Here is a 14,952-nt window from a genome sequence, read left to right as displayed (position 1 = left end):
AACTCCATGGTCAACGGGGGTCGGCGAGTTCGACGACGAGTTCGTCGTCCTCGTGGGCGCCGGTCGGCCGGAAGCCGAGGGAGGTGTAGAGCCGGGCGGCGGCCTGGTTGTCCGGGTGGTACGACAGCCGGACCGGGTGGCCGCCGTCCTGGCGGCGGAGCCAGTCGGTGAGGGTCCGCACGGCGGCACGCCCCACCCCGCGCCCCTGCTGGGACGCGTCGATCACCATGCCGCCCAGCCAGCGCGAGCCGTCGTCGTCCACGCCCCACATGACGTGCCCGACGACGTCCGGACCGGCGTACACGGCCAGCGACGTCCACACCTCGGACCGGTCGCTCAGCAGCAGGTACCGGGCGGCCAGCGCGGCCACCCAGGTCCGCTGGTCGTCCCGGGGCGCCACGTCGGCCACCGCCCGCCAGTTGTCGTCGTCCACCGCGCGCAGCGTCACCGGCCGGCCGTCGCCGTCGAGTAGTCCTGAATCGATCACGGCCGGCAGCCTAGGCCAGGCCGGCGACCACGCCAGCCGGCGCCCGGCCGGCCACGCCAGCCGCATCCCGCCGGCCACGCCGGCCGCACCACGCCGGCCACGCCGGCCGCACCACGCCGGCCACGCCGGCCGCACCCCGGCGCCACGCCGGCCGTGCGCGAGCGGGACAGGGCCCACCGACACCCTGGCGAGCCGCCTACCAACTTGATGTCGCCAACGAATCACCAGCCCCCGTGATGAGACCGATAAGCGGCATCTTGGCCCGTGGCTACGCCCTGGCTGATTCGTTTGTGACGTCAAGTTGGTAGGACGCCGAACGGGGTACCGACAGCCCGGCACGGCCGGGAGTGCGGCGGCCAGCGAAGAGCGGGCCAGCGAACAGCGGGCCAGCGCGGCCAGCGCGGCCAGCGAACAGCGGGCCGGCGAGCGGCCGGGAAGCCGCCACGGCCGGCGGGCCGCACAGGCTCGCGGAGCGTGCCGGGCGGGCGGCGCCGCGACCCCGGCCGGGGCTCAGTCGAGCAGGGAGTCGATGCCGACGGTCAGGCCCGGGCGGTTGCGGACCGCGCGCACCGCCAGCAACACGCCCGGCATGAACGAGACCCGATCGTACGAGTCGTGCCGGATGGTCAGCGTCTCGCCGGTGGTGCCGAAGAGCACCTCCTGGTGGGCGACCAGGCCGGTGGCGCGGACGGCGTGCACGCGTACCCCGTCGATGTCGGCGCCGCGCGCGCCCGCGACCTCGTCGCGGGTGGCGTCCGGTCCCGGGCCCAGGCCGGCCTCGGCCCGTGCCTCGGCGATCAGCCGGGCGGTGTGCGTGGCCGTGCCGCTGGGCGCGTCGAGCTTGCGCGGGTGGTGCTGCTCGATGATCTCGACCGACTCGAAGTGCCGGGCCGCGCGGGCGGCGAACTGCATCATCAGCACCGCGCCGATGCCGAAGTTCGGGGCGATCACCACGCCGACGCCGGGCTTGCGGGCCAACCAGCCCCGCACCCGCGCCAGCCGCTGCTCGGTGAAGCCGGTGGTGCCGACCACCGCGTTGATGCCCTGCTCGATGCACCAGTGCAGGTTGTCCATGACGACGTCCGGTGCGGTGAAGTCGACAACCACCTCCGCGCCGGCGTCGGAGGCGGCGAAGAGCCCGTCGCCCTGGTCGACCATCGCCACCAGGTCCATGTCGTCGGCCGCGTCGACCGCCTGGCAGACCTCCGCGCCCATCCGCCCCCGGGCGCCCAGCACACCGACCCGGACCGGCTCCGTCGCGGTCTTCTCCTGCTCGTCAGTCACGGGCCACAACCTATCCCAACGACCACGGTGCCCGGTGTGGAGACCGCGGTCCCGGTCAGTCGGCGAAGTCGCTCGCACCGAACGGGCCGACCACCGCCAGCGACATCGGCCGGGCGAGCAGCTCGGCGGCGAGGCCGTTCACCTCGTCGACGGTGACCGCGTCGACCCGGGCGAGCAGCTGGTCCACCGACATCAGGTCGCCGTAGAGCAGTTCACCCTTGGCCAACCGGCTCATCCGGGAACCGGTGTCCTCCAGGCCGAGCACGAACGAGCCCTTGCTCATGCCCTTGCCCCGGGCCACCTCCGTCTCGGTGAGCCCGTCGGTGGCCACCCGGTGCAGCTCCGCGCGGGTCAGCTGGAGCACCTCGTCCACCTTGCCCGGGGCACAGCCGGCGTAGACCGCGAAGACGCCGCTGTCGGCGTACTGGCTGGCGTAGGAGTAGACCGAGTACGCGAGGCCCCGCCGCTCGCGGATCTCCTGGAACAGCCGGCTGGACATGCCGCCGCCGAGGACGTTGTTGAGCACCCCGAGGGCGAAGCGCCGGTCGTCCACCCGGTCGATGCCGGGGCAGCCGAGGATGACGTGCGCCTGCTCGGTCTCCTTCGGCTCGACCAGGGTGCCGCGCGGGCGGACCCGTACCGCCGGGGTCGCCGACCGGCGCGGCGCCGGCGCCGCCGGGTCGGCGTCCAGCGGGGTGCCGCGCAGCGCCTGGCGGACCAGCTTGACCACCGCGGTGTGGTCGAGGTTGCCGGCGGCGGCGATGACGATGTTCGGCGGGGTGTACCGGCGGCGGTAGAAGCCCTGGATCTGCCGGCGGGTCATCGGGGTGACCGTCTCCTCGGTGCCGGAGATCAGCCGGCCGAGCGGATGGTCGCCGTAGATGGCCCGGGCGAAGAGGTCGTGCACCTCGTCGCCGGGCTCGTCGTCGTGCATGGCGATCTCTTCGAGAATGACCCCGCGCTCGGTCTCCACGTCCGCCGGCTCCAGGATCGAGTCGGCGACCGCGTCGCACATGACGTCGATGGCCAGCGGCAGGTCCTCGTCGAGCACCCGGGCGTAGTAGCAGGTGTATTCCTTGGTGGTGAAGGCGTTGGTCTCACCGCCCACCGCCTCGATCTCCGAGGAGATGTCCAGCGCGCTGCGCTTGTGGGTGCCCTTGAAGAGCAGATGCTCCAGGAAGTGCGCGGCACCGCCCTGCCCGCCGGTCTCGTCCCGGGAGCCGACCCCCACCCAGATCCCGAACGAGACGCTGCGCATCGCCGGGATCGCCTCGGTCAGCACGCGCAGGCCGCTCGGGAGCACGGTACGCCGGACCGTGCCGCCCAGCGGGGCGTCACTGATGGTCCGGGTGACCGCCCGTCGACCGGCAGGAAAAGACGAACGCGGGGCCCGACGCACGGAAACCTGCTCCCAGTTGGACGAGGGGTGGGGATGCGGTGTCACGGAACCGGCCGGGTGGCGACGTGATCGCCACCCGGCCGGATCACTGATCAGCTGTGCCGGGTCCGGCGACGCGGGCGGGACTCGCCGCCACCCTCGCCACCCTCACGCGGGCCACGGTCGCCACCCTCACGCGGGGCACGGTCGCCGCCCTCACGCGGGCCGCCCTCACGCGGGCCACGGTCGCGCGGGCCACGGTCGCCCCGGTCCCGGGCCGGACGCTCGCCGCCGGCCTCACCGGCGGCCGGCGCCTCGGCGCCCTCCGGGCGGACCTTGTCCAGGTAGATCTTGCCGCGGGCGTCGATGTCGGCGATCTCGACCTCGACCTTGTCGCCGACGTTGAGGAAGTCCTCGACCCTCTCGACCCGCTTGCCGTCGCCCACCTTGGAGATGTGCAGCAGGCCGTCCCGGCCCGGCAGCAGCGAGACGAAGGCGCCGAACGCGGCGGTCTTCACCACGGTGCCGAGGAACTTGTCGCCGAGCTTGGGCAGCGTGGGGTTGGCGATCCCGTTGATCCGCTCGACCGCGGCCTGGGCCGACGGCCCGTTGGTCGCGCCGACGTAGATGGTGCCGTCGTCCTCGATCGAGATCTCGGCGCCGGTCTCGTCCTGGATGGCGTTGATGGTCTGGCCCTTCGGGCCGATCACCATGCCGATCTTGTCGACCGGGATCTTGACGGTGGTGACCCGCGGCGCGTAGTCCGACATCTCGGCCGGCGCCTCGATGGCCCGCTGCATCACGTCGAGGATGGTCTGCCGGGCCTCGTTCGCCTGCTGCAGCGCGGCGGCGAGCACATCCGACGGGATGCCGTTGAGCTTGGTGTCGAGCTGCAGCGCGGTGACGAAGTCCCGGGTGCCGGCGACCTTGAAGTCCATGTCACCGAACGCGTCCTCGGCGCCGAGGATGTCGGTCAGCGTCACGTACTCGGTCTTGCCCTCGACCTCGTCGGAGATGAGGCCCATGGCGATGCCGGCGACCGGCGCCTTCAGCGGCACACCGGCGCTGAGCAGGCCCAGCGTCGAGGCGCAGACCGAACCCATCGAGGTGGAGCCGTTGGAGCCGAGCGCCTCGGAGACCTGCCGGATGGCGTACGGGAACTCCTCGCGCGAGGGCAGCACCGGGAGCAGCGCCCGCTCGGCGAGAGCGCCGTGACCGATCTCGCGCCGCTTCGGCGAACCGACCCGACCGGTCTCACCGGTGGAGTACGGCGGGAAGTTGTAGTTGTGCATGTAGCGCTTGCGGTTCTCCGGGGACAGGGTGTCCACCATCTGCTCCATGCGCAGCATGTTCAGCGTGGTGACGCCCAGGATCTGGGTCTCGCCCCGCTCGAACAGCGCCGAGCCGTGCACCCGCGGCAGCACGCCGACCTCGGCGGTCAGCGGACGGATGTCGCGCGGGCCGCGGCCGTCGATCCGGACCTGCTCGCGCAGCACCCGGTTGCGGACCTCGGACTTGGTCAGCGACCGGAAGGCGGCGGAGAGCTCCTTCTCCCGGCCCTCGAAGCGCGGGCCCAGCTCCCCGGCGACCTTGGCCTTGATCCGGTCCAGGGCCTCCTCGCGGTCGGCCTTGCCGGCGATCTTCAGCGCCTCGGCGACCTCGGCGCGGGCCAGGTCGGCCACCGCGTCGTACGCGTCGTCGGAGTAGTCCAGGAAGACCGGGAACTCGGCGACCGGCTTGGCGGCCACCTCGGCCAGCTCGCTCTGCGCGCGGCACAGCTCGCGGATCGCCGGCTTCGCGGCCTCCAGGCCGCTGGCCACGATCTCCTCGGTCGGGGCGGTGGCGCCGCCCGCGATCAGGGTCACCGCGTTCGGCGTCGCCTCGGCCTCGACCATCATGATCGCGACGTCGCCGTCGTCCAGCGTCCGGCCGGCCACGACCATGTCGAAGGTGGCCCGGGCCAGCTCCTCCAGGGTCGGGAAGGCCACCCACTGGCCGTCGACGTGCGCGACCCGGGTCGCCCCGATCGGGCCGGAGAACGGCAGGCCGGAGAGCTTGGTCGACATCGAGGCGGCGTTGATCGCCACCACGTCGTACGGGTGCTGCGGGTCGAGCGCCAGCACGGTCTCGACGACCTGGACCTCGTTGCGCAGGCCCTTGACGAACGACGGGCGCAGCGGCCGGTCGATCAGCCGGCAGGTGAGGATGGCGTCCTCGCTGGGGCGACCCTCGCGGCGGAAGAACGAGCCGGGGATCCGGCCCGCGGCGTACATCCGCTCCTCGACGTCGACGGTCAGCGGGAAGAAGTCGAACGACTCCCGCGGCTGCTTGCCGGCGGTGGTGGCGGAGAGGACCACGGTCTCGCCCAACTGGGCGACGACCGAGCCGGCGGCCTGACGGGCCAGCCGGCCGGTGGAGAAGGTGATCTCACGGGTGCCGAAGGACCCGTTGTCGATCACGGCGGTACGGGATTCGGTGCCGAGGTTGGTCTCGGTCATGTGCTGTGGTGCTCCTTCGCGTCGTCGGCCGACGACACGGGAACTGCTCAGGCGGCCGGTCTTCGATCGAAGCGCCCGGGTGGCCGGCATGTTGCCGGGATGCCCGGGGGCCACTACCGGAGACCGGTGCTGACCGGCTCCCTCTCGGGTTGTCGCGCGGCCGGGTTCTTCGGTGGTACCGGAACGGGGGAGCGGCCAGGCGGCCACTCCCCCGTCAGGTCATCGGCGCAGGCCGAGCCGCTCGATGAGCGACCGGTAGCGGTTGATGTCCTTCTTCTGGACGTAGTTGAGCAGCCGGCGGCGCCGGCCGACCAGCAACAGCAGCCCACGGCGGCTGTGGTGGTCGTGCTTGTGCACCTTCAGGTGCTCGGTGAGCTCGGCGATCCGCTTGGTCAGGACCGCGACCTGCACCTCGGGCGAACCGGTGTCACCCTCGGCGGTCGCGTACTCCGCGCGGATCTTGGCCTTGGCTTCCTGGTCGAGCGCCATGTTCTCCCTGTTTCGTGGGTCGTTTGACGGTGCCCGTCGGATCGGTCTCGGGGACCGGGGGACGGGCCGGTTCCTCGCACCCGCGGCGTCGTGCAGGCACGCGAGGCCCCACGTCGGTCAGCCGACGTCCCCGCCAGACTACCAGCACCTGGGGGAAGCACCCGGTCAAGGGCCACCGGACGCCCCCGCGGGATGCCGCCGGTGGCTCAGCCCAGCGCCCGCCGGGTCCGCTCCACGTCCTCGGCGATCTGCGCCACCAACGGCTCGATCGCGTCGTATCTGCGCTGCTCGCGCAGGTGCGCCACGAAGTCCAGGGCCAGCCGCTCGCCGTACAGGTCGCCGGAGAAGTCCAGCACGTACGCCTCCACCCGGCGCTCGCGCCCGGAGAAGGTGGGGTTGGTGCCGATGGAGACGGCTGCGGCCAGCGGCTCCCGGTGGTCCCGCCGGACCAGCCGGGCGGCGTAGATGCCGTCGGCGGGCACCGCCGCGTACCGGTGGCAGAGCAGGTTGGCGGTGGGGTAGCCCAGCTCGCGTCCGCGCTGGTCGCCGCGGACCACCACACCCTCCAGGCGGTGCGGCCGGCCCAGCGCGGCGGCCGCCGCGGCCACGTCGCCCGCGTCGACGCAGGACCGGATGTACGTGGAGGAGAAGACGGTGCCGGCCTCGGCGACCAGTGGGGCGCCCTCCACCCCGAAGCCGAAGGTCCGGCCGAGCCGCTCCAGCAGGGCGACGTCACCGGCCGCCCGGTGCCCGAACCGGAAGTTGTCCCCCACCACCACCAGCGCGGCGTGCAGGTGCTCGACCAGGATGTCGTGCACGAACGCCTCGGCCGACAGCCGGGAGAACTCCGGGGTGAACGGCACCACGCAGAGCACGTCCGCGCCGAGCGCCTCGATCAGCTCGGCCTTGCGGGCCGGCTCGGTGAGCACCGCCGGGTGCGAACCCGGGCGGACCACCTCGGCCGGGTGCGGGTCGAAGGTGACCACCACCGACCTGACGCCCAACTCCCGGGCGCGGGCCACGGCATGTCCGATGGTCGCCTGGTGGCCCTTGTGCACGCCGTCGAAGACGCCGATGGTGACGACGGAACGCCCCCACCCGCCGGGCGCCGCCTCGTACCCCCGCCACCGCTGCATGCCGCTCCTCCCCTGTGCAAGGAAGGGCCCCTTGTTAACGCCTGGCGTATAGGAAGGGGCCCCTGTTAACGCTTCCACCCGCCGCACCCGCCGCCCGCCGTCACGCCGGGGCGAGCACGATCTCCGCGCGGGCCCGCCCGCCCCGCTCGCTGACGATAGCGATCAGCCCGCCGTCCGGGCCGAAGACGGCGTACGGTCCGTCGATGCCCGCCGGGTCGAGGGGACCGCCGTGGGAGAGCAGCTTCGCCTCCTCGACGCCGGCGTCCCGGCGCGGGAAGAACCGGCCGGCCGCCGCGTCGAGCGGCAGGTTCACCACCTCGGGGGCCCGCTGCTCCAGCTCGTCGAGGGTGGCCGCCTCGGCCAGGGTGAACCCGCCCACCGCGGTACGCCGCAGCGCGGTCAGGTGGCCGCCCACGCCCAGCGCCAGCCCGGCGTCGCGGGCCAACGCCCGGATGTACGTCCCGGACGAGCAGGTCACGTTGACGTCGACGTCGACCACGTCGGGGGCGTCCCGCCGGATCGCCAGCACGTCGAGCCGGGAGACGGTGACCCGCCGGGCCGGCAGCTCGAAGCTCTCCCCCTCGCGGACCCGCTTGTACGCCCGCTGCCCGTCGACCTTGATGGCGCTCACCGCACTCGGCACCTGGTCGATCTCGCCGGTCAGCGCGGCGAACGCGGCGCGGATCGCGTCGTCGGTGACCGGGCCGGCCGGGGTGGTGGCGATCACGTCGCCCTCGGCGTCGTCGGTGACGGTGGCCTGGCCGAGGCGGACCGTGGCGGCGTAGCTCTTGCCCGCCCCGATCACGTAGGTGAGCAGCCGGGTGGCCCGCCCCACCCCGATCACCAGCACACCGGTGGCCATCGGGTCCAGGGTGCCGCCGTGCCCGACCCGGCGGGTCCGGGCGAGCCGCCGGATCCGCGCCACCACGTCGTGCGACGTCATGCCGCCTGGCTTGTCCACCACGATCAGACCGTCTGTGCTCACGACCGCCAAGCCTGCCAGACGGGGCGGCGCGCGCCGCCACCGACGTACGGCCCGGCTCAGCGCACGGCGCCGACCACCGCCCAGCCGCCGGAGCGCAGCCGCAGCAGCAGGGCCACCAGCCGCAGCACCACGAAGAGCATCAGCCCGGCCCAGATCCCGCCCAGCCCCAGGTCGAGCGCGTAGGCCAGCCAGATCGCCGGCAGGAACCCGCCCAGCGCGGCCACGATGGTGAGGTTGCGCAGGTAGCGGACGTCCCCCGCGCCGATCAGCACCCCGTCGAGGGCGAACACCACGCCGCCGATCGGCTGCAACGCCACGAACCAGGGCCAGGCCACCATGGCCTGCTCGCGTACCTCGGGGTCGGCGCTGAACAGCGCCGGGACCACGCCGGCGCCGGCGGCGATGAGCACCGCGAACCCCACGCCGCAGGCCCCGCCGAACAGCGCGAGGCGGCGGGCCAGCGCGCGGGCGCCGGGCGCGTCGCCGGCGCCGAGCGCGGCGCCGATCAGCGACTGGGCGGCGATGGCGAGCGCGTCCAGCACCAGCGCGGTGAAGAACCATAGTTGCAGGGCGATCTGGTGGGCGCCGACGGCGGCGGCGCCGAACCGGGCGGCGACCGCCGTGGCGGCCAGGAAGCTGGCCTGGAAGGCCACGCCGCGGACGAGCAGGTCGCGGCTGAGTCCCAGTTGCTGCCGGATCAGCCGGGGCCGGGGGCGCAGCGGGACCCGCTCGCGGACCAGCGCGGCGGCGAAGAGGACCCCGGAGAGGGTCTGCGCCAGTGCGTTGGCCACCGCCGAGCCGACCAGGCCCAGCCCGGCCGGATAGACCAGCAGCGGGCAGAGCAGGGCGGAGAGCAGGTTGGGGCCGAGCACGAACCACAGCGGCCGCCGGGTGTCCTGGATGCCGCGCAGCCAGCCGTTTCCGGCGGCGGCGAGCAGCAGGCCGGGGGCGCCCAGGGCCGCGATCCGCAGCCAGTGCCCGGCGGCGTCGGCCACCGCCCCGGGCTCGCCGACGAGGGTACGCGCCAGCGCACCGCCGCCGACCTGCATGCCGGCCGCGACCAGCAGCCCCACCCCGAGGGCGAGCCACGAGGCCTGCACCCCCTCGGCCACCGCGGCGGCCCGGTCGCCGGCCCCGAACCGGCGGGCCGACCGCCCGGTCGTGCCGTACGCGACGACGGTGCCGAGCCAGGCGACCAGGGTCATCACCGTGCCGGCGACGGCGAGCGCGGCCAGCGGCACCCGGCCGAGGTGCCCCACCACGGCCGTGTCGACCAGCACGTAGAGCGGCTCGGCGGCGAGCACCACCAGGGCGGGCAGGGCGAGGGCGGCGACCCGGCGCGCGGTGGCGTCGACGGGGGCGGTGGCGGGGGCAGGCTGGCTCATCGACGCCGATCCTGGCACGCCGTCGGTAAGGGACGCAAGCCTCTTCATTGCTTACAGCACCCACCTGGGCCCGCCGTCGGGTACCGGCCTCGCCGACCCGCGTCCCGGCGCCCCCATCCCGTCGTACGGTGAGGCCATGGCGGCGGGCGGCGAGGCGATCGTCGACGGCGAGGACCCGCTCTGGTGGCGGCGGTTCTTCGGTGAGTACCTCGGCACCTTCCTGCTGGTGCTGGCCTCCGTCGGGCCCGGGGTGGTCAACCAGCGGGTCGGCGCGGAGGCGGTCAGCCGCACCGCCGCGGTCGTCAGCCCCGGCCTGATGCTGGCCTCGATCATCCTGTTCATGGGGACGGTCTCCGGCGCCCACCTCAACCCGTCCGTGACGCTCGCCTTCGCCCTGCGCCGGGACTTCCCGTGGCGGCGGGTGCCGGGCTACCTCGCCGCCCAGTTCGCCGGGGCGGTCTCCGCGGCCGGGCTACTCGCCGGGTCGCTCGGCGGGCATGGCACCGCCGGGCTCACCCTGCCCGGCGCGGGGGTGGACGCCCGGCTCGCCCTGCTCTGGGAGCTGATCCTCACCGTCGGGCTGCTCAGCACCATCCTCGGCACCGCCTCCGGCGCGCAGAACGTCGGCGGGCTGGCCGCCGTCGCCGTCGGCGGCTACCTCGCCCTGGCCGGCCTCTGGGCCTCGCCCCTGACCGGGGCGTCGATGAACGTGTTCCGCTCGCTCGGCCCCGCCCTGGTGTACGGCCAGCCCCGGGCCTGGTGGGCGTACCTGCTCGGCCCGCTGCTGGCGGTGCCGGTGGCGGTGGCGGTCGCCGCGGTGCTGCGCGGGCCGGGCGGCAGCCGGATCAGCCGACGTACCGCCCAGGGCACCGCCCGGCACTGAGCCCCGGCCCGGCACGGCCCGGGGGGGCTCAGGCGGCCGGCGCCACCGCCGGGTCCGGCTGGGTCACTGGCGGGTGTCCATCGACGTCTGCAGCGCGCGCCGCATCTGCTCGCGGGCCTCGTCGGTGTTCTCGGGCTTGGGCTTGCTGGCCATGGGAGTTCCCTTCCAGGGCGGGTCGGGCCACCGACACCGGCGGCCCCCTACGGGCGGTCCTGCTGAGCGCCGGGCGGGCGGTCCGGGATCACCGGAGCGGCTCGCCTGGCAGCGTGAGCCCGGGTCGGTCTGACCCTGGAAGGAGGCGACGCCGGGTGTGGCGCCACCGCCCCGCGACCCGCGTCCGTCCGGACGCCGGTCCGTTCCCAAGTTAACGTTTACTTTCCACATGTTGTCCAGGCTTCCCGTCATCTGGACAGGGATGACGAACCGGCAGGTCAACGGGCGCGGGCCGACCGCCGCGAGGCGGCAGAGCCCGCTCGTACCGGCGGGCGGCGGGGTGACGGGGCGGGCGGCGGAGGGCGTGGAAAGGACGGGTCAGCGGGCGAGGAAGTGCCAGCCGAGCCACCACCAGAAGCCGAAAAGTCCGATCCGGCCCACCGGCACCGGGCCGACCTCGTAGCGCATCACGTACGCGCAGACCACCCCGAGCGACGGGATGCGCGAACCCTCCCGCCGGGAGAGCACCTCCAGCAGCGCGAACAGCGCCAGGGCGACCAGGAAACCGCCGATGGCCAGCATGCGCATCATCGGCGGGCCAGCCCCCAGAACGCGGCCAGCCAGGCGAACCAGGCCGCCGACCGGACCATCGGGTCCTCCAGCAGCGGGTCCGCCAGCCGGGAGAAGGTCGGGAACTCGTCACCCACCGACATCACGAACGTGGCGCCCTCGAAGACGCCGAAGACGGTGACCGGCAGCAGCCACCATCCCGCCGCCCGGCCCACCCGGCGGGGGGCCGGCCGGCGCGGTACCCGGTTGCCCAGACCGAGCCAGATCAGGGCGCCACCGGTGCCCAGCGTCCAGATGTTCGCCGCCGCGGAGAAGGAGGGGAACTGACCGCCCACCACCGAGATGCAGACCAGCACCGGCACGGTGACCACCGGCCTGTCCCACGCCCGGGGTGCCTCGACGACGAGCTCGCGGGGCTGCTCCATCCCCCGATTCTCCCCGCCGTCACGCGGGGCTGGAAGACCGACACCCCCGGAGGTGACCCTGATCTCCGGGCCCGGGGGCCGGGCTCAGGAGGTGACCAGCGCCGAGTCCAGCTCCGCCCGGATCCGGTCGACCACCGCGTCGGCGTCGCCGCGGCCGGTGAAACCGGCCGCGAACCGGTGCCCGCCCCCGCCGAGCGCCGTCGCCACCCGGCTCACGTCGACCGCGCCCTTGCTGCGCAGGGAGACCGCCCACTCACCCGGGCCGACCTGCTTCAGCACGCACGCCACGTCGGCCTCCGCGGTGCACCGGACCGAGTCGATCAGCGCCTCCAGCACGTACGGCCGCTGGCCGTGCCGGGCCAGGTCGTCCTGGGTGGCGTACGTCCACACCAGGCCGTTGCCGGCGGCGGCCGGCGGCTCCAGGCGGGCCCGGCCGAGCACCTCGCCGAAGAGGCGGACCGCCCCGAACGGGCGGGTGTCGAAGACCTCCCGGGAGATGTCGCCGGGGCGGATGCCGGTGGCCAGCAGGCGGGCGGCCAGCTGGTGCACGGCCGGGGTGGTCGCGTCGAAGCGGAACGAGCCGGTGTCCGTGGTCAGCGCGACGTAGAGGCAGGCGGCGATCTCCGCGTCCAGCGGCACGTCCAGCCGGGCCAGCAGCTCCTCGGCGACCACCGAGGTGGCCGCCGCGGCCGGATCCACCAGCTGGACGTCACCGAACCCGGTGTTGGAGGCGTGGTGGTCGAGCACCAGCACCGGCCCCGGCACCGCCAGCCGGCCGGCCAGCTCGCCGAGGCGCGACTCGCTGGCCGCGTCGAAGCAGACCACCAGGTCCGGGTCCCGGTACGCCCCCGTCGCCGGCACCAGCAGCTCCAGCCCAGGCAGCCAGCGGAACGGCTCCGGAACCTCCGGCGGGCCGGGGAACGTGGCCTGGAGCTGCCGTACGCCCAGCCGGCGCAGGCCCAACCCGAAGCCGAGCATGCTGCCCAGCGCGTCGCCGTCCGGGTTGACGTGGCAGATCAGCAGCACCCGGGACTCGGGGCCGAGGCCGCGTACCGCCGCGACGGCGGCCGCCCAGTCCGGCTCGCCCGGACCGGCGGGCGGCGACTGCCGGGGCACCCGATCCGCCGGCCGGTCCGGGGAGTCGGTCACCGCCGGTCCGTGGCGGACGGGGCGTCGCTCTCGTCCGCGTCCTCGGCGTCCTCGTCCTCGTCCTCGTCGACCCGGTACGGCTGGGCCTCGCCGGCATAGCTGGACTGCGCGGCCAGCCGCTGCACCTCGGCGTCGGCCGTACGGGCCGCGGCGAGCAGGTCGTCGATGTGCTTGACCTGGTCCTGCACGTCGTCCAGGACGAAGGTCAGGGTCGGCGAGTGGCGCAGCCCGAGGGCCTTGCCCACCGTGCTGCGCAGCATGCCCTTGGCGCTCTCCAGCGCGGCGGCGGTGCTGGCCTGGGCGGCCGCGTCGCCGAGCACGGTGTAGAAGACCGTGGCGTCGCGCAGGTCGGCCGTGATCCGGGCGTCGGTGATGGTGATCATGCCGAGCCGGGGGTCCTTGATCTGGCTCCGCACCACCGACGCGACCAGTTCACGGATGCGCTCCGCGTGCCGGCGTACCTTGGCCGGATCCGTCATCTCCCCCACCTCCAGCGCGTGCTGCCTCGCCCGACACCTCGAACCCTACCCGCGCCGCCCCGCCCCCCGCGCACCCCCGCCACCCCCGCAAGGAGGCGCCCCTGCTAACGCTTTCGGTAGCGCAGGGGCCCCTTCCAACACCTCGGGTGGGCGTGCCCGCAGGCTCAGTCCTCCGCGCCGTAGAGGCGGCGGCGGACCGACAACAGCTCCGCCTCGGGCCGGGCGGCGACCAGGCGCTCGCACGAGTCGAGCACCTCCCGCACGTGTGCCGCCTCGGCGGCCACCACCGCCACCCCGATCTCGGCCCGGCCGGTGAGATCCAGGGCGCCGGTCTCGGCCACCGACACCTCGAAGCGGCGCAGCGCGGCGACGATCGGACGGACGTAGGAGCGCTTCGCCTTCAGGGAGCGGGAGTCCCCGGGCAGCAACAGGTCGAACAGCGCGGTTCCGGTATACACGGCGGGAAACGGTACGCCACCGCCACCGGCACGATCACCGGATTTCCGCCCCCGGCGGCAACGATCACGGCGGCCACCGGACCACCTGCCTCAGCTCAGGGCGACCGCCACCAGCACGTCCCGGTCGATGGCCTGGTCCACCCGGTGCGCGAGGTCCCGCCAGCCGGGGCCGTCGACCACCCGCAGTCCCGCCCCGGCCAGCACCTCCTCGGCCGCCGGCCGCGGCGTGACCTGCGTGTTCCAGGACAGCCCCAGCGCGCCGCCGGGGCGCAGCAGCTGGCGCCAGACCGGCACGGCGGCGGCCAGCAGGTTCAGCGGGCTGCGGGACAGGCCCCGGTCCGCGGTCCGCGCGCCGTGCGCCACCCCGTACGGGGCGTCGGTGACGATCACGTCGGCGCAGCCGGCCCGGAGCACCTCGCGGGCCCCGGTGGTGTCGGTGTGCAGCACGGTCACCCGCTGGGTGGCCCCGGACCGGTGGTCCTCTCGGGAGGGGGCGAGCACCGCCTCGAACCGGCGCGCGAGCAGCTTGCGGTCCCGCCGCACCGGCACGATCTCGGCCGTGTGCTTGAGCCGCTTGCGGCGCAGCCAGGTGCGCAGGAACGCCACGTACGCGTCGACGTCCTTGCCGTCGAGTTCCACGCCGATGCCGTCGTAGCCGTACATCAGCGCCTGGTTGAGGGTGGTCCCCCGCCCGCAGAGCGGGTCCAGCACCACCAGCTGGCGGTCGAGCATCACCGCGGCCGAGGCGGAGGCGAGCAGGGTGGCGTTGAGCAGCAGCCGGGTGAACTGCTCGTTGGTCTTGCCGGCGTACTTGGGAATGGTGATCAGGTCGGCGTCGTAGCGCGCCAGAGGGTGCAGCGGCACCGGCCGCAGCAGCTCGTCCCCGACCCGCTCGAACAGCGCGTACGCGGCCGACAGGTTCGCCAGGTAGGCCAGGTCCCGGCCGCCGAGCCCGGGCTCCGGGACGGCGAAGGTCAGGTAGTCCACCCCGCCGATCCGCTCGGTGGCGGCGTCGACCGGCGCGGCGCCGAGCACCCCGGAACCGGCGAAGATCTCCAGCTCGGCGCGGGCCAGCCGGCCGGCGGCGTCGGCGTAGACCCGATTGGCGGACGGGGCGAGCAGCAGCGCGTACCTGAGCACGCCGGGAATTGTCGCAGCCCGGAGAGACGGCGACGGCCGGGACCCACCAGGGT

Annotated in this window: 15 protein-coding genes; 1 reads left to right on the top strand and 14 read right to left on the bottom strand. The window is 74.2% G+C overall.

Annotated features, from left to right (window positions below; genetic code table 11):
* Positions 1-10 precede the first annotated feature (10 nt).
* The 8 genes from AB0H57_RS00840 to AB0H57_RS00805 all read right to left on the bottom strand — a co-directional run bounded on the left by AB0H57_RS00840 (position 11) and on the right by AB0H57_RS00805 (position 9,642).
* A complete protein-coding gene (locus AB0H57_RS00840; protein WP_357501388.1) occupies positions 11-487 on the bottom strand; it encodes a GNAT family N-acetyltransferase in 477 nt (158 codons plus the stop codon).
* Between the two features lie 510 nt (positions 488-997).
* Positions 998-1,771, bottom strand: coding sequence for a 4-hydroxy-tetrahydrodipicolinate reductase (gene dapB, locus AB0H57_RS00835; protein WP_357501387.1), 774 nt, complete (start codon positions 1,769-1,771; stop codon positions 998-1,000).
* A 55-nt stretch (positions 1,772-1,826) separates the two neighbouring features.
* On the bottom strand, positions 1,827-3,170 hold the full coding sequence (locus AB0H57_RS00830; protein WP_357501386.1) for a pitrilysin family protein: 1,344 nt from the start codon (positions 3,168-3,170) through the stop codon (positions 1,827-1,829).
* A 92-nt stretch (positions 3,171-3,262) separates the two neighbouring features.
* A complete protein-coding gene (locus tag AB0H57_RS00825) occupies positions 3,263-5,647 on the bottom strand; it encodes a polyribonucleotide nucleotidyltransferase (protein WP_357501385.1) in 2,385 nt (794 codons plus the stop codon).
* 219 nt (positions 5,648-5,866) lie between these two features.
* On the bottom strand, positions 5,867-6,136 hold the full coding sequence (rpsO, locus tag AB0H57_RS00820; protein ID WP_043962418.1) for a 30S ribosomal protein S15: 270 nt from the start codon (positions 6,134-6,136) through the stop codon (positions 5,867-5,869).
* A gap of 206 nt (positions 6,137-6,342) precedes the next feature.
* Positions 6,343-7,272: a bifunctional riboflavin kinase/FAD synthetase gene (locus AB0H57_RS00815; RefSeq protein WP_357501384.1), complete on the bottom strand. Its 930-nt coding sequence runs from the start codon at positions 7,270-7,272 to the stop codon at positions 6,343-6,345.
* Positions 7,273-7,372: 100 nt separating this feature from the next.
* Positions 7,373-8,257: a tRNA pseudouridine(55) synthase TruB gene (truB, locus tag AB0H57_RS00810; RefSeq protein ID WP_357501383.1), complete on the bottom strand. Its 885-nt coding sequence runs from the start codon at positions 8,255-8,257 to the stop codon at positions 7,373-7,375.
* Positions 8,258-8,313: 56 nt separating this feature from the next.
* On the bottom strand, positions 8,314-9,642 hold the full coding sequence (locus tag AB0H57_RS00805) for an MATE family efflux transporter (RefSeq protein ID WP_357501382.1): 1,329 nt from the start codon (positions 9,640-9,642) through the stop codon (positions 8,314-8,316).
* Between the two features lie 136 nt (positions 9,643-9,778).
* Here AB0H57_RS00805 and AB0H57_RS00800 point away from each other — a divergent pair, with 136 nt between their 5' ends.
* The gene (locus AB0H57_RS00800) at positions 9,779-10,525 is read left to right on the top strand and encodes an aquaporin (protein WP_357501381.1); all 747 of its coding nucleotides are present in this window, start codon (positions 9,779-9,781) and stop codon (positions 10,523-10,525) included.
* A gap of 531 nt (positions 10,526-11,056) precedes the next feature.
* On the opposite strand, the gene AB0H57_RS00795 is transcribed toward AB0H57_RS00800, so the two are convergent.
* The 6 genes from AB0H57_RS00795 to AB0H57_RS00770 form a co-directional block, all read right to left on the bottom strand.
* Positions 11,057-11,266 (bottom strand): DUF6186 family protein, encoded by a 210-nt coding sequence (locus tag AB0H57_RS00795; protein ID WP_357501685.1) that lies wholly within the window; start codon positions 11,264-11,266, stop codon positions 11,057-11,059.
* Positions 11,266-11,673 (bottom strand): hypothetical protein, encoded by a 408-nt coding sequence (locus tag AB0H57_RS00790; RefSeq protein WP_357501380.1) that lies wholly within the window; start codon positions 11,671-11,673, stop codon positions 11,266-11,268. Before AB0H57_RS00790 ends, AB0H57_RS00795 begins: the two co-directional genes overlap by 1 nt.
* A gap of 84 nt (positions 11,674-11,757) precedes the next feature.
* Positions 11,758-12,789, bottom strand: coding sequence for a bifunctional oligoribonuclease/PAP phosphatase NrnA (locus AB0H57_RS00785; protein ID WP_357501683.1), 1,032 nt, complete (start codon positions 12,787-12,789; stop codon positions 11,758-11,760).
* 29 nt (positions 12,790-12,818) lie between these two features.
* On the bottom strand, positions 12,819-13,301 hold the full coding sequence (gene rbfA, locus AB0H57_RS00780; RefSeq protein WP_357501379.1) for a 30S ribosome-binding factor RbfA: 483 nt from the start codon (positions 13,299-13,301) through the stop codon (positions 12,819-12,821).
* A 164-nt stretch (positions 13,302-13,465) separates the two neighbouring features.
* On the bottom strand, positions 13,466-13,759 hold the full coding sequence (locus AB0H57_RS00775; protein WP_357501378.1) for a DUF503 domain-containing protein: 294 nt from the start codon (positions 13,757-13,759) through the stop codon (positions 13,466-13,468).
* Positions 13,760-13,849: 90 nt separating this feature from the next.
* Positions 13,850-14,899, bottom strand: coding sequence for an SAM-dependent methyltransferase (locus AB0H57_RS00770; protein ID WP_357501377.1), 1,050 nt, complete (start codon positions 14,897-14,899; stop codon positions 13,850-13,852).
* Positions 14,900-14,952: the final 53 nt, after the last annotated feature.

The organism is Micromonospora sp. NPDC050686, from assembly GCF_040654475.1.
Taxonomy (GTDB): Bacteria; Actinomycetota; Actinomycetes; order Mycobacteriales; family Micromonosporaceae; genus Micromonospora.
The sequence above is the reverse complement of the archived record's forward strand: the minus strand, read 5'-3'. Positions and strand labels throughout refer to the sequence as shown.

Bases quoted from the DNA above. Each gene is read 5' to 3' on its own strand.
- rbfA (WP_357501379.1), bottom strand. From the start codon at position 13,301: ATGACGGATCCGGCCAAGGTACGCCGGCACGCGGAGCGCATCCGTGAA.
- rpsO (WP_043962418.1), bottom strand. From the start codon at position 6,136: ATGGCGCTCGACCAGGAAGCCAAGGCCAAGATCCGCGCGGAGTACGCG.
- AB0H57_RS00815 (WP_357501384.1), bottom strand. From the start codon at position 7,272: ATGCAGCGGTGGCGGGGGTACGAGGCGGCGCCCGGCGGGTGGGGGCGT.
- AB0H57_RS00805 (WP_357501382.1), bottom strand. From the start codon at position 9,642: ATGAGCCAGCCTGCCCCCGCCACCGCCCCCGTCGACGCCACCGCGCGC.
- AB0H57_RS00825 (WP_357501385.1), bottom strand. From the start codon at position 5,647: ATGACCGAGACCAACCTCGGCACCGAATCCCGTACCGCCGTGATCGAC.
- AB0H57_RS00790 (WP_357501380.1), bottom strand. From the start codon at position 11,673: ATGGAGCAGCCCCGCGAGCTCGTCGTCGAGGCACCCCGGGCGTGGGAC.
- AB0H57_RS00800 (WP_357501381.1), top strand. From the start codon at position 9,779: ATGGCGGCGGGCGGCGAGGCGATCGTCGACGGCGAGGACCCGCTCTGG.
- AB0H57_RS00795 (WP_357501685.1), bottom strand. From the start codon at position 11,266: ATGCGCATGCTGGCCATCGGCGGTTTCCTGGTCGCCCTGGCGCTGTTC.